This is a genomic window from Microvirga lenta (assembly GCF_020532555.1).
Lineage (GTDB): Bacteria > Pseudomonadota > Alphaproteobacteria > Rhizobiales > Beijerinckiaceae > Microvirga > Microvirga lenta.
Map to the genome: position 1 here is coordinate 35618 of NZ_JAJBBR010000007.1, position 11572 is coordinate 47189.

General features: G+C 62.7%; 15 protein-coding genes. 7 read left to right on the forward strand and 8 right to left on the reverse strand.

Annotated elements, in window-relative coordinates:
- The first annotated feature begins 2 nt into the window (after positions 1–2).
- From LGR44_RS11580 to LGR44_RS11590, 3 genes are all read left to right on the forward strand, one after another.
- A complete protein-coding gene (locus tag LGR44_RS11580; RefSeq protein ID WP_226740564.1) occupies positions 3–1004 on the forward strand; it encodes an ABC transporter ATP-binding protein in 1002 nt (333 codons plus the stop codon).
- The gene (locus LGR44_RS11585; protein ID WP_226740565.1) at positions 1001–2005 is read left to right on the forward strand and encodes an ABC transporter ATP-binding protein; all 1005 of its coding nucleotides are present in this window, start codon (positions 1001–1003) and stop codon (positions 2003–2005) included. The genes LGR44_RS11580 and LGR44_RS11585 overlap by 4 nt, the downstream gene beginning before the upstream one ends.
- A 135-nt stretch (positions 2006–2140) precedes the next feature.
- Positions 2141–2689, forward strand: coding sequence for a PilZ domain-containing protein (locus tag LGR44_RS11590; RefSeq protein WP_226740567.1), 549 nt, complete (start codon positions 2141–2143; stop codon positions 2687–2689).
- A gap of 60 nt (positions 2690–2749) precedes the next feature.
- Here LGR44_RS11590 and LGR44_RS11595 read toward each other — a convergent pair whose 3' ends face one another.
- The 3 genes from LGR44_RS11595 to LGR44_RS11605 all read right to left on the reverse strand — a co-directional run bounded on the left by LGR44_RS11595 (position 2750) and on the right by LGR44_RS11605 (position 5144).
- On the reverse strand, positions 2750–3940 hold the full coding sequence (locus LGR44_RS11595) for an aminotransferase class V-fold PLP-dependent enzyme (protein ID WP_226740569.1): 1191 nt from the start codon (positions 3938–3940) through the stop codon (positions 2750–2752).
- A gap of 13 nt (positions 3941–3953) precedes the next feature.
- The gene (kynA, locus tag LGR44_RS11600; protein ID WP_226740571.1) at positions 3954–4778 is read right to left on the reverse strand and encodes a tryptophan 2,3-dioxygenase; all 825 of its coding nucleotides are present in this window, start codon (positions 4776–4778) and stop codon (positions 3954–3956) included.
- Positions 4779–4874: 96 nt separating this feature from the next.
- The gene (locus tag LGR44_RS11605) at positions 4875–5144 is read right to left on the reverse strand and encodes a hypothetical protein (RefSeq protein WP_226740574.1); all 270 of its coding nucleotides are present in this window, start codon (positions 5142–5144) and stop codon (positions 4875–4877) included.
- A gap of 118 nt (positions 5145–5262) precedes the next feature.
- Here LGR44_RS11605 and LGR44_RS11610 point away from each other — a divergent pair, with 118 nt between their 5' ends.
- Complete coding sequence (locus LGR44_RS11610; RefSeq protein WP_226740576.1) at positions 5263–5958, forward strand: HAD family hydrolase; 696 nt, start codon at positions 5263–5265, stop codon at positions 5956–5958.
- A 74-nt stretch (positions 5959–6032) separates the two neighbouring features.
- On the opposite strand, the gene LGR44_RS11615 is transcribed toward LGR44_RS11610, so the two are convergent.
- Positions 6033–6185 carry a DUF1127 domain-containing protein gene (locus tag LGR44_RS11615; protein WP_226740578.1) on the reverse strand — a complete coding sequence of 51 codons (153 nt, stop codon included), beginning with the start codon at positions 6183–6185 and terminating at the stop codon, positions 6033–6035.
- A 429-nt stretch (positions 6186–6614) separates the two neighbouring features.
- Here LGR44_RS11615 and LGR44_RS11620 point away from each other — a divergent pair, with 429 nt between their 5' ends.
- On the forward strand, positions 6615–6788 hold the full coding sequence (locus tag LGR44_RS11620) for a hypothetical protein (protein WP_226740580.1): 174 nt from the start codon (positions 6615–6617) through the stop codon (positions 6786–6788).
- A gap of 75 nt (positions 6789–6863) precedes the next feature.
- Here LGR44_RS11620 and copM read toward each other — a convergent pair whose 3' ends face one another.
- Positions 6864–7217, reverse strand: coding sequence for a CopM family metallochaperone (copM, locus tag LGR44_RS11625; RefSeq protein WP_226740582.1), 354 nt, complete (start codon positions 7215–7217; stop codon positions 6864–6866).
- Between the two features lie 87 nt (positions 7218–7304).
- On the reverse strand, positions 7305–7517 hold the full coding sequence (locus LGR44_RS11630) for a heavy-metal-associated domain-containing protein (protein ID WP_226740584.1): 213 nt from the start codon (positions 7515–7517) through the stop codon (positions 7305–7307).
- 276 nt (positions 7518–7793) lie between these two features.
- Here LGR44_RS11630 and acs point away from each other — a divergent pair, with 276 nt between their 5' ends.
- Positions 7794–9728 carry an acetate--CoA ligase gene (acs, locus tag LGR44_RS11635; protein ID WP_226740586.1) on the forward strand — a complete coding sequence of 645 codons (1935 nt, stop codon included), beginning with the start codon at positions 7794–7796 and terminating at the stop codon, positions 9726–9728.
- A 36-nt stretch (positions 9729–9764) separates the two neighbouring features.
- On the opposite strand, the gene LGR44_RS11640 is transcribed toward acs, so the two are convergent.
- Both LGR44_RS11640 and LGR44_RS11645 read right to left on the reverse strand, forming a co-directional pair.
- Positions 9765–10313, reverse strand: a complete 549-nt coding sequence (locus LGR44_RS11640; RefSeq protein WP_226740588.1) for a sigma-70 family RNA polymerase sigma factor — start codon at positions 10311–10313, stop codon at positions 9765–9767.
- A gap of 267 nt (positions 10314–10580) precedes the next feature.
- On the reverse strand, positions 10581–10841 hold the full coding sequence (locus LGR44_RS11645; RefSeq protein ID WP_226740589.1) for a hypothetical protein: 261 nt from the start codon (positions 10839–10841) through the stop codon (positions 10581–10583).
- A gap of 284 nt (positions 10842–11125) precedes the next feature.
- Between LGR44_RS11645 and LGR44_RS11650 the strand changes: the two genes are divergently transcribed.
- On the forward strand, positions 11126–11545 hold the full coding sequence (locus LGR44_RS11650; RefSeq protein WP_226740591.1) for a hypothetical protein: 420 nt from the start codon (positions 11126–11128) through the stop codon (positions 11543–11545).
- The last annotated feature ends 27 nt before the right edge of the window (positions 11546–11572 follow it).

Sequence of the window (11572 nt, forward strand, 5' to 3'; positions counted from 1 at the left end):
CCATGTCAGTACTGCACCCGGTTCTCTCCGTCCGCGACCTGCGCGTCGAGTTCGTCACCCGGCGCGGAATCCTCAAGGCGATCGACGGGATCTCCTTCGATATCGCCAAGGGCGAAGTGCTCGGCGTCGTGGGTGAATCCGGCGCGGGCAAATCGGTCACGGGTTCCGCCGTCATCGGCCTCATCGACCCGCCAGGTAGGATCGCCGGGGGCGAAATCCATCTCTCGGGCATGCGGATCGACAACCTTCCGCCGGAGGAGATGCGCCGGGTGCGCGGCAAGCGCATCGGCATGATCTTCCAGGACCCGCTGACGAGCCTCAATCCGCTCTACCGGGTCAGCGAGCAGCTGATCGAGACCATCCGCACCCACACCAATCTCTCGGCCTCGGCGGCCCGCAAGCGCGCCATCGACCTGCTGGCCGAGGTCGGCATTCCGGCGCCGGACAAGCGGATCGACAGCTATCCCCACGAATTCTCGGGCGGCATGCGTCAGCGCGTCGTCATCGCCCTTGCCCTCTGCGCCGAGCCGGAGCTCATCATCGCCGACGAGCCGACCACGGCGCTCGACGTCTCCGTGCAGGCTCAGATCATTTCGCTCCTGAAGCGTCTTGGGCGGGAGCATGGAACCGCGATCATGCTGGTGACCCACGATATGGGCGTCATCGCCGAGACGGCGGACCGGGTCGCCGTCATGTATGCGGGGCGGATCGCCGAGATCGGGCCCGTGCGCGACGTGGTGCAGAATCCGCTCCATCCATACGCCAAGGGGCTCATGGGGGCCATTCCGTCTCTCGAGAACGACTCCTCGGAGCGTCTCGTGCAGATCCCGGGCTCCATGCCGCGCCTCTCGGCCATTCCTCCCGGCTGCCCCTTCAATCCGCGCTGCCCCAACGTGTTCGACCGCTGCAGGGTCGAGCGTCCGGACCCGATCCAGCACAGCGAGCACCGGGTGGCCTGCCATCTCTACGATCAATCTCCCGTCCGGTCGGAGGCTGTTGCGTGACTGAGCGTCCCTATGTCGAAGTCAAAGACCTGCGTCGCGTTTTCGACGTGTCGAAGCCATGGCTCAACCGGGTCCTGGAGGGCGGCGAGAAGCAGTACCTGAAAGCTGTCGACGGCGTTTCGTTCAACATCGCCAAGGGTGAGACATTCGCCCTGGTGGGCGAGTCCGGCTCCGGCAAGTCCACGGTTGCCCGCATGGTCGTGGGCCTGCTGCCGCCGACGAGCGGCGAGGTCATGATCGACGGCATCTCCATGTCGAGCCAGGCCGCGTCCAGTGAGCGCCAGCGTCTCCGGCGCCGGATCCAGATGATCTTTCAGGATCCCTATGCCAGCCTCAATCCGAGGTGGTCGGTCGACAGGATCGTCGCCGAGCCGATCCGGGCCTTCCGCCTGATCGAGGACGAGAAGGACATCAACGCACGGGTCGGCGAGCTTCTGTCCTTCGTGGGGCTCCATCCCGCCGACGGCAAGAAGTATCCGCACGAGTTCTCCGGCGGCCAGAGGCAGCGCGTCGCCATCGCGCGGGCGCTTGCATCCGATGCCGAGTTCATCGTCTGCGACGAGCCGACCTCCGCCCTCGACGTGTCGGTTCAGGCGCAGATTCTCAACCTCATGCGCGATCTGCAGGACCGCCTCGGGCTGACCTACCTGTTCATCAGCCACAACCTCGCCGTCGTCCGCCACATGGCGAGCAGGATCGGCGTGATGTATCTCGGCCGCATCGTCGAGATCTCGGAGGGGCGCGAGCTCTTCACCCATCCGAAGCACCCCTATACGCGGATGCTTCTGGACGCGGTGCCGGACGTGGGCATGACCGGCCGTCAGCGCATTCCCGTGAGCGGCGAAATCCCCAATCCCATCAGTCCGCCATCCGGCTGCACCTTCAATCCGCGGTGCCCCTTGGCCAACGAGCGGTGCATCGAGCAGGCGCCGCCGCTGCTGGGCGGCGTCGCATGCCATGCGGTGCACGAGGGACGGACGACGACCCACGCGGCGGCTTGATCCAGATGATGCACGGTGCGGCCACGACCGTGCATTATACTTAATATCGTGGGATATCGTTTCCCGGCCGCTTGAGGGAGCGGGGAAGGTGTGATCAAAGATTAACCCGCGTTAACGTTTTCGTCGGGTTGTCGGATGAAGCCGGTCGGTTCCAGAATTCCAGGCGTTGGCAGGCTGAATCTCCGGCGCACGAGGCGGATGCGGGTGCTTCAGCAGGCGAAGATCGTCATCGGCACCGAGGTCATGCTTCATTGCGAAGTGCGGGATCTCTCGACCGGCGGCGCAAAGATCGCCATCAAGCAGCACGTGGCCCTGCCCGAGCAATTCGACCTTTTCATCTGCGCGCACGACATCCGGGTTCACCGGGCGCGTATGCGCTGGCGGCAGGGTGATTTCGTGGGCGTATCCTTCGGTGCCGACGAGGCGGATGAACAGCCACTTGCTCTCCCGGCGCCTCAGTCCGCCCCGGCTCAATCCTATCCCGTTCTCGTCCAGTCGAACTCCGTCGGCGCCAGGGGCTCGGAACCGCGCCATCTCCGCCCGGCGTCGGGTGAAGCCGGGTTTCTCATCGTGGAGGGTGACCGCGTTCCCTCAGCCGAGTTGAGGCCGGCGCGAACCGTCATCCGGACCGGGCCTTATGGCTGGGAGCGAAGGCGGTTGAGAGGCCGTCGAAGCGCCGTTTAGGGGCAGGTCGCTCTCCTGCAAGAGTTCCCCGCCTGACACGCCCGGCGCGACGGATCCAGCTCAGGCCGAGACGGGGGCTCCGATGGAGCTCTTCCGGAATGCGTCTGCCTGGTGGATGCGCCGAACCAGTTCAGTCACGTCTTCCGGCGTCTGATAGATCCCAAATCCTAGCCTGAGCCGGTTTCCCCTGACATCGGTGACGACCCGTTGGGCTTTCAGGCGGTCATAGACGGCCTGAGCATCCGGCCTCTCGAATGTGAGAAAGTTCCCGCGCCTCGACTCCCGGACAGGCACCACGAGCGATGACGGGTCGAAGCCGGCGCAATGGGCCGCCTGCCGCACGAGGTCCTGCTGCAAGGCCGTGACATGGTCGTGGATTGCTTCTGCCGTCATGCTTGCGCCGACGAGCCACCGCATCACGGCATTGAAGCGATAGAGGCCGGACGGGTCGAACGTGGCTCCCATGAAGCGCCAGCCGTCCTCGCTATAGGCAACCTGGCCGCCCTGCGCCTTTGACAGGTCGCCGAAGGCGGCAAACCAGCCGGTGTCGCTTGGCCGTGCTCCCCATCCGGGAGGGCAGTGCATGAAGCATGCGCCTTCGCCCGCCATGGCGTATTTGTACCCGCCCGCGACATAGAAGGCCCGGTTGGCCAACCCGCTCAGATCCGTCGGGCGGGCCATGAACCCGTGATAGCCGTCGATGACGAGCATGGCATCGCCAGCAATCTCTGCGATCCGTTCGATGTCGGCGACAAAGCCGGAACTAAAGAAGACCTGGCTGACGAAGACGAGGTCGTGCCCTGCTGCCGCCGCTTGCTCGAACCGGTCCTCAAAGCTGGCAAGGGGCTCGACCGGAACGCGGGTCACAAGAACATCGCCGTCTTCTTCGAGCCGCGCGATCTGCCGGCTGAACGAGTGGAATTCACTGTCGGACGTCAGAATCCTGATGCTCCGCCCGGCCGGGAAGCATGAAAGGATGCGTTTCAGGAATTCATGGGTGTTGGGTGCCACCGCAAGGGTTGTCGAATCCGGCAGGCTGAGATTTCGCGCCACATGCGACCTGAATTCCTCCAGCACCGGCCCGAGGACATGTTCCCACTTGTCGTCCATCAGGCGTGCCGCGTCGTCCCACGCCTGGAGATGGGCGTCCCGGGTCACGTCGGGCCATGGATGGTGGCTGTGAGCCGCGAAATGGAGACGACCGGGTTCTGTGTTCAGGAACCGGGAGAAGTGAGCGCGCAGATCGAGCATGGAACCTGTTTCGTTAGAGCTTCGTCCGGACCGACCAGAGTTCGGGGAAAAAGGATTGTTCGAGAGCCCTGCGCAGGTACGCGACCCCGGCGCTGCCGCCGGTGCCCTGCCGCATGCCGATGATGCGTTCGACTGTTTTCATGTGCCGGAAACGCCATTGCTGGAATGCGTCCTCGAGGTCGACGAGTTCCTCGGCGAGCTCGTAGAGGTCGAAGCGCTCGTCCGAATGCCGGTAGATCTCCTCCCACACGGCCTCGACGGCCGGATGGGCTTCGTAAGGCCGCGTCACGTCGCGGGTGAGGATTTCGGCCGGAATGGCATATCCGCGCCTTGCAAGCAGGCGCAACACCTCGTCGTACAGGCTCGGGGCATGGTAGACCCCCTCCAGCAGATCCGCGATTTCGCCACGATGCCGATGGGGGGCGATCTTCATGGCATCCTTCGCGCCGAGCTTGAACTCCACGAGGCGGTACTGCCATGACTGGAAACCGGAGGAGCGTCCCAGAGACGGCCTGAACCTGAGATAGTCCGAGGGCGTCATGGTCGACAGAACCGTCCAGGCCTGGATCAACTGCTCCTGAATGCGGTTGATGCGCGCGAAGCACTTGAAGGAGGGCTGAAGCTCGTCCGCGCGTATATGGGCGAGTGCCGTGTCCAGTTCCCGGTTCAGGAGCTTCAGCCACAGTTCCTTCACCTGATGGATGACGATGAAGAGGAGTTCGTCGTGCTCGTCGGAAATAGGGCTTTGGGCCGAGAGCAGGACGTCTAATCTGAGGTAGTCGCCGTAGCTCATGCCTTCGGAGAAGTCGGTGTGTATGTCGTTCGTTTCTGTCGACATGCCATCATCTCCTTCTTATCGGCTGCCAGGTCTTCGCCCTGAGAGCATTATGAAATTCGAGCGAAGATATTTCAACCTTAAAGCAATTGCATGTGGTCAGCGGCCCGCGGGCGGGTCGGGTGCCGGCTCGAAGAAGGCCCGGAAGTTCTCGAGCCAGGACGCCAGCCACAGCTCCATGGCTCTCTTGGCGGCGCCCTCCGTTGGGCCGTAGCCCCAGGCATCCTCCTGGAGCGGGCTCGACCAGATCCAGAACCGGTTGCTGCCGTCGTATTGAACGGATCCGACCTCGACGGTGCCGACGAACCCGACGTGCCGCTGAAGCGGCACCCCCGCCACGCTGTCCTGCTCCCATGATATCCGACTCATCGACCTCGAATCCGAAAACGTTCGCGCCTGCGCATCTAGGGCAGGGAGGGGGCGTTGAAATGGCGCCCGCGACGAGACTAGAGTTGCGGCGGCAAGGAACCTACGAAGCGAGCGCCTGATGTCTTCCCTCACCGCCATCGGGTTCGATGCCGACGATACCCTCTGGCAGAACGAGACCTTCTATCGGCTTACCGAGGAGCGCTTCACATCTCTGCTCGCGGAGCATGGAGAGGCGCAGGATATCTCCCGGCGGCTGCTCGATGCCGAGAGGCGGAACCTGCGCATCTACGGCTTCGGCATCAAGGGATTCACGCTTTCGATGATCGAGACGGCCATCGAGGTGACGGACGGCAAGGTGTCTTCACTGGTCATCCAGCAGATTCTCGCGGCTGGCCGCGAAATGCTCAGCCACCCCATCGAAACCCTCCCTTATGTCAGAGAAACCCTGGAGCAGCTCTCGGGTCAATATCGGCTGATCCTCATCACCAAGGGCGATCTCTTCGATCAGGAGCGCAAGCTCGCCCAGTCCGGCCTGGGCGACCTGTTCGATGCAGTGGAAATCGTCAGCGACAAGAATGCTGCGACTTACGAGCGGATCTTCTCCCGCTACGGCGACGGTCCAGGGTGCAGCATGATGGTCGGCAATTCTCTCAAATCCGATGTGGTTCCGGCGATACGGGCCGGGAGTTGGGGCGTATATGTTCCCCACGATCTCACCTGGGCTCTGGAGCATGACGAAGAGCCCGTCGGAGAGCCACGCTTCCGGCGTCTCGGCCACCTGGGCGAACTCGTCGATCTGGTTGCTCGGCTCTAGGGCAGTGGTTGGCGTGCCTCCTCGGCTCCCGACAGGGCAGTCGGGTTGAAGGCTTGCGAATGCGACCGCCGGTGTTATTGCGCCGCCTGTCTGGCGACGGCTCTGATGTCGGCGCGGCCGATCCCGAGGTCGGTGAGGTCGCGGTCGTCCAGACGGTCGAGTTCGCGAACCGTCTCCCGGTAGATAAGCCATTTGCGGAAGCGGTTGAGAGCGAGCGTGATCAACATGGAAAGCCTGTCTTCTCGGGTGGCAGGGCGCATCCAGCAGCATCAGGTCGAGTGAGCCGTTTGGCCGTGCCGCCTACGAGCGGTTCACTGCGACACCCGACACAGGCATGGGGCACCCCTTGATCGTCGTTGGCGGTAATCCCGAGCATTCCCGATTTTGTTCTTGATGATGAGTGTGCGAGCTTTCGCTGCGCTGCGGAATATGGGTCAACGAATATGACCTATGCGCGGGTCGCAGGGAACCTGCAGCAATGACTGAAAAAGCGGCTTCGATTTCGGCCTCCCTTCGGAAAGAGTAATCTCTTCAGATTCTTAATGAGCGACAGAAAGGGCGGATGGGCCTGCCTGCTAAATCAGCATCGGGCGAACTTGCTAATTGTGCAATGCAGCATAAACTTCTCCATCTCATGAGCAGCGATGGAGGCTCCTGTGCAGTCCGTCTTTTCCGTGGGGCAGTTCGTGCGCTTCAGGAAGCTGACCGGTGGAATCTACGAGATCGTCCGCGTCCTGCCTCTGGTTGACGAGGGCGCGGCCCTGTACCTTCTCAGAAGCACGCAGGGTGCCGAAGCCATTGCCCGGCACCATGAAATCGAGAAAGCTTGAGCGGCAGGGGAGCGCTTCCCGTCGCCGCCAGAGCACGCGTTATGTGCGGACGGATCTGCCACGCACCCGCTAAGGCTACATGGCGCCTCTTTTCTTCAACCAGGCCTGCATCTCGGCAATCTCGCGCTCCTGCTCGCGGATGACGTCGGTTGCCCATCTGCGGACTTGCTCATCCTTGGCATGATCGAGAGCAATCTTCGCCATTTCGATGGCGCCCTGGTGGTGGGGAATCATGCTGCGGACGAAGTCGACCTCCGCATCTCCCGTGAACGGGATATCCATGCCTCGGTGCATTTTGGCGTTCGCATCACGGAAGGCCTTCGTTGCGGGCGCCTCGGTGGTCTGCGCAGCCGCCGGGGGCGTGGCATGGCCGGAATGACCACCATGATGGGCACCCTGCGCCGATGCGAAGTTCGGCAGGACGGCCATTGCGAGTCCCAGGGCGAGAACGGGCACTTTCATTGAAATTCTCCTTCGTCAGGGTAACGGGAAAGGGGGGATATGAGCGGTGTGGCTCTACTGGGCGTTAGGTTGTACCGGCTCAGCGGGGTAACCTGCCTGACTGAGAGTGGTCAGGAGAGCGGATTCCGTGGCCTCTGACGAAACGTCGATCTCGCGGGTGTCGAGGTTGCCTTCGATGTGAGCCGCGGGGTCGATGCTCCGGATGGCGCGGGTGACGGCGCCCAAGCAGCCGCCGCACTTCATGCCGGGCACGTGAAAGCGATGCATGGTGAGGATCCTTCTTCATCAGGGTCCCAAAGGGTTTAGAGGTTCCCATGGTGGTAAGGTCAAGCCGGAAAAATGCGGACGGCCTTCAAGGCAGGATCGACTGTCCTTGTTCTTTGTAAAGAACGAAACGATTGACATAAAGCACGTGTCGCGGCATCTGTGTCGGATCTCGGATAGGGCCGATCCGTAACGGGCAGTGCCTGCCCGAACCAATCCTGTTCGTCCTGACCCTAGCCCTCGTCTCCGAAAGGCATATTCACATAGGTTGGCATAGCGATGACTCAGCGCATCTTTCCTGTTCCCTCCGCTTTGGAAGCGGCAGCACACGTGAGCGCTCCGGTTTATGAGGAATCCTATCGCCGTTCCCTCGACGATCCGGAGGCCTTCTGGCGCGAGCAGGCACAGATCCTGGATTGGAGCCACCCCTTCTCCCGGGTGAAGAACACGCGCTTCTCGCCGGACGACGTGACCATCGAATGGTTTGGCGACGGCAGTCTCAATGCCTCTTTCAACTGCCTCGACAGGCACGTGGCGCGGCAGGGGGACCAGCCTGCGATTCTCTGGGAGGGCGATACTCCTGGCGACCGTCGGCAGGTCACGTGGAGAGAGCTGCAGCGGGAGGTCTCCCGCCTTGCCAACGTTCTGAAGGAACTGGGCGTTCGCAAGGGCGACTTCGTCAGCGTCTACCTGCCGGTCATTCCCGAGGCGATTGCCGCAATGCTGGCCTGCGCCCGCATCGGCGCCGTTCACTCGGTCGTCTTCAGCGGCTTCTCGGCAGAGGCCCTGGCAGGTCGGATCGAGGATTGCCGCTCGCGTGTTCTCATCACCGCCGACGAAGGAATGAGGGCGGGGCGGCGCGTTCCGTTGAAGGGGAACGCAGACGCCGCTCTCCAAGGCCTGCCCTTCGTCGAGCATGTGCTCGTGGTGCGGAGAAGCGGCGCGGCCGTTCCCATGACGGCAGGTCGCGACCGCTGGTACGACGAGGCTCTCGCCGCAGCTTCGCCGGACTGCGCGCCGGTCGAGGTCGGAGCCGAGGATCCGCTCTTCGTGCTCTACACATCGGGCTCGACCGGTAAGCCGAAGGGCATGCTCCACACGACCGGCGGCTATCTCGTGCACGCTGCTGCGAGCTTCAGGGCGATGTTCGACTATCGGCCCGGCGACATCCATTTCTGCACGGCGGATGTCGGCTGGGTGACAGCCCACACCTACCTGATCTACGGCCCCCTTGCGAACGGAGCCACGATCGTGCTGTTCGAGGGCGTGCCGAGCTGGCCTGATGCGTCCCGGTGGTGGCAGATCGTCGAGGAGTACAAGGTCAACATCTTCTATACGGCTCCGACGGCGGTCCGTTCTCTGATGAGGGAGGGCGAGGCACCGGTGCGGAAGCACGATCTTTCGTCGCTGCGTGTCCTGGGCTCCGTAGGCGAGCCGATCAATCCGGAAGCGTGGCTCTGGTATCACGAGGTCGTCGGTGGCGGGCGCTGCCCCATCGTCGATACCTATTGGCAGACCGAGACAGGGGCGGTTCTCCTTTGCCCGATGCCCGGTGCGATGGCCCTGAAGCCGGGCTCCGCCGCAAAGCCGTTCTTCGGCGTTCGTCCGGCGCTGCTCGCGGGCGACGGGAGCGTGGTCGAGGGTGAGGGGACGGGCAATCTGTGTTTTGCCGATTCATGGCCAGGACAGGCAAGGACGATCCTGGGAGACCGCGAGCGCTTCCTGAACACCTACTTCAGCACGTTCCCGGGATTCTATTTCACAGGCGACGGCGCACGCCGGGACGTGGATGGCTATTATTGGATCACGGGTCGGCTGGACGACGTCATCAACGTCTCGGGTCACCGGCTCGGAACGGTGGAGGTCGAGGCGGCCCTTGCCTCCCATGCGTCGGTCGCAGAGGCGGCCGTGGTCGGATTCCCCCATAAAATCAAGGGCCAGGGCATTTTTGCCTTCGTCACCTTGAAGGATGATGCGCAGGAGACGGAAGAACTTCGGGGGGAGCTCGTGCAACTGGTGCGCACCAGGATCGGCCCCATCGCTACGCCCGACCGTATCGAATGGGCGCCCCAGCTTCCCAAGAACCGTTCGGGCAAGATTCTGCGCCGGATCCTCACGCGCATCGCCGCCGGTGATTTCGAGAACCACGGCGACACCTCGACGGTTGCCGATCCGACCGTTGTCGCGGATCTCGTCAGAAGGATGCGGCCCTGACGCCCCTGTCACGGTGATAGCTGAATCCCGAACCGGCTACAGCGAGAGATGCACGGGCACGGCAGCCTTCATCGAGCGATCGGGCCCGAGCTCCTCGCGACCGACCCTCAGCAGTTTGGCGAGGGTGCTGCGGGCGCGATTGACCCTGCTTTTGATGGTGCCGATATTGGTGCCGCAAATCTGTGCCGCCTCCTCGTACGACATGCCTTCGGCCGATACGAGGAGGAGGGCCTCGCGCTGGTTGAGCGGAAGCTCGGCTAACGCACGTTGCAGGTCGCAGAAGTCGAGATGCGACTCCTGAGAGGGTGCCACGGCGGCCAGCTGAGCCCAGACGCCATCCGGGTCCTCCACCTCACGCTTGCGCTTGCGATACTCCGTGCGGAACCTGTTGCGCAGGATCGTGAACAGCCACGCCTGGATGTTTGTGCCGATCTGGAAGGTGTGGATCTTGTCGATCCCTGTCAGCAAGGCTCCCTGAACAAGGTCGTCCGCGCGATCGAGATCTCCCGTGAGGGAGACGGCGAAAGCGCGTAGGTGCGGAATAGCAGCAAGCATCTGCTGCTCCAGAGAGGCCTCAACCGGCACGCATCACCTCCACGTCGATCTCAAGACTTACAGGGAGCCACGAGAGGAGGAGGGATGCATTAACCTATGATGAGATGAAGACGTTTCAGCTCAGAATGCGGGTGGCTTCAGCAATTTATCTCGCCACCCAATAATTGCCAAGTTTCGAGATCGACAAACAACAGACGCAATTGTGGAACTACAGGGTAGATCTCCGCGATTGGCTACGTTTGTTCCGTGTCTATCCTGTTGTTCTGTGCAAATCCGTGCCATCTCCAGCCCGTTGCGTTACTGATTGCTCCCAACGCCCGGCTGTGGCGGAGCCTTTCCGGTCCGCGCGGGATCGGTTCCCTGCGGAGCGTCCTCTGCCGGTTTCACCTCATCCGTGTTCGTAATTCCATGGCTGGCGGCCTCGCGCGACGGCAGGTCCCCATGCGGTGGAGCGCCTGCCACGGCCGCTCCTGCCATGTACGAGGGCGGATCGCTTGCGGGAAAGGAATATTCCGAGCCGGCATCGACCAGGTCGTCCTCTTCTTTCTTCACGCTCATCAAACACCTCCCGTTCCGGATCAGAATCCACATTACAAGAATGCGCCACGAGGCTGCCTGTTCGGCGAAGCGACAAATATTGCTGAAGAGCCGAGCGGGTGTACGGCTGTCGTCGCCCGGATCTTCGGTGAACGGTGCGCCTCGCGTCGGCCTCTTGGCGAGGAACAGGATGCCTAAAAAATCAGCTCAAGCCGGCCGCAGAACTCGCGAACTTTTCATCTGACACATTGTTGAGCTTACAGGCTGGCGGGTCCCGAGAACGCTTTTCCGACAAGGAGACAAGCATGGAACACAGGCCCCTGTCTGAGCTCAGTAGCGTCGCGGATCTGAAGAAACCCGTTCGAGTGCTGTCGAGGCGAGAGCGCCTGGACCGTTGGGCCGAACTCCTGGAGCGCGAGCCGGATCGCCTGCTGAGAACGCTCGACGAGATCGAATGGAAGCCGAAAGCGGAACGCCGTGCCTTGCGGGCCGACGATTCGGCCCTGACCATTGCCTTCAACGACCCGGTGCTTCGGTCCGACGGCTTGGGAAGCGACAGGTTCGGCGACGCTGTCGATTTCTTCCAGATTTCCGAACACGACGCTCACATCGTCCTCTGCTCGTGTCACGGGGGCGAATCCATGAGGTCCGAGGAGGCTGCACGCCGTGTCCGCGGGATCCGGTCGCCCAGCCTGTGGGCGCTCTATTTCGGCTGGTTCCGGTAGTCCGCAGCCGGTCTCGCCGGAACCGTG

What these genes read in the sequence shown, in the direction of transcription:
- LGR44_RS11650 (WP_226740591.1), top strand. Translation starts at nt 11,126, where the DNA reads ATGGAACACAGGCCCCTGTCTGAGCTCAGTAGCGTCGCGGATCTGAAG.
- LGR44_RS11630 (WP_226740584.1), bottom strand. Translation starts at nt 7,517, where the DNA reads ATGCATCGCTTTCACGTGCCCGGCATGAAGTGCGGCGGCTGCTTGGGC.
- LGR44_RS11590 (WP_226740567.1), top strand. Translation starts at nt 2,141, where the DNA reads ATGAAGCCGGTCGGTTCCAGAATTCCAGGCGTTGGCAGGCTGAATCTC.
- LGR44_RS11595 (WP_226740569.1), bottom strand. Translation starts at nt 3,940, where the DNA reads ATGCTCGATCTGCGCGCTCACTTCTCCCGGTTCCTGAACACAGAACCC.
- kynA (WP_226740571.1), bottom strand. Translation starts at nt 4,778, where the DNA reads ATGTCGACAGAAACGAACGACATACACACCGACTTCTCCGAAGGCATG.
- acs (WP_226740586.1), top strand. Translation starts at nt 7,794, where the DNA reads ATGACTCAGCGCATCTTTCCTGTTCCCTCCGCTTTGGAAGCGGCAGCA.
- LGR44_RS11610 (WP_226740576.1), top strand. Translation starts at nt 5,263, where the DNA reads ATGTCTTCCCTCACCGCCATCGGGTTCGATGCCGACGATACCCTCTGG.
- LGR44_RS11645 (WP_226740589.1), bottom strand. Translation starts at nt 10,841, where the DNA reads ATGAGCGTGAAGAAAGAAGAGGACGACCTGGTCGATGCCGGCTCGGAA.
- LGR44_RS11580 (WP_226740564.1), top strand. Translation starts at nt 3, where the DNA reads ATGTCAGTACTGCACCCGGTTCTCTCCGTCCGCGACCTGCGCGTCGAG.
- LGR44_RS11605 (WP_226740574.1), bottom strand. Translation starts at nt 5,144, where the DNA reads ATGAGTCGGATATCATGGGAGCAGGACAGCGTGGCGGGGGTGCCGCTT.
- copM (WP_226740582.1), bottom strand. Translation starts at nt 7,217, where the DNA reads ATGGCCGTCCTGCCGAACTTCGCATCGGCGCAGGGTGCCCATCATGGT.
- LGR44_RS11615 (WP_226740578.1), bottom strand. Translation starts at nt 6,185, where the DNA reads ATGTTGATCACGCTCGCTCTCAACCGCTTCCGCAAATGGCTTATCTAC.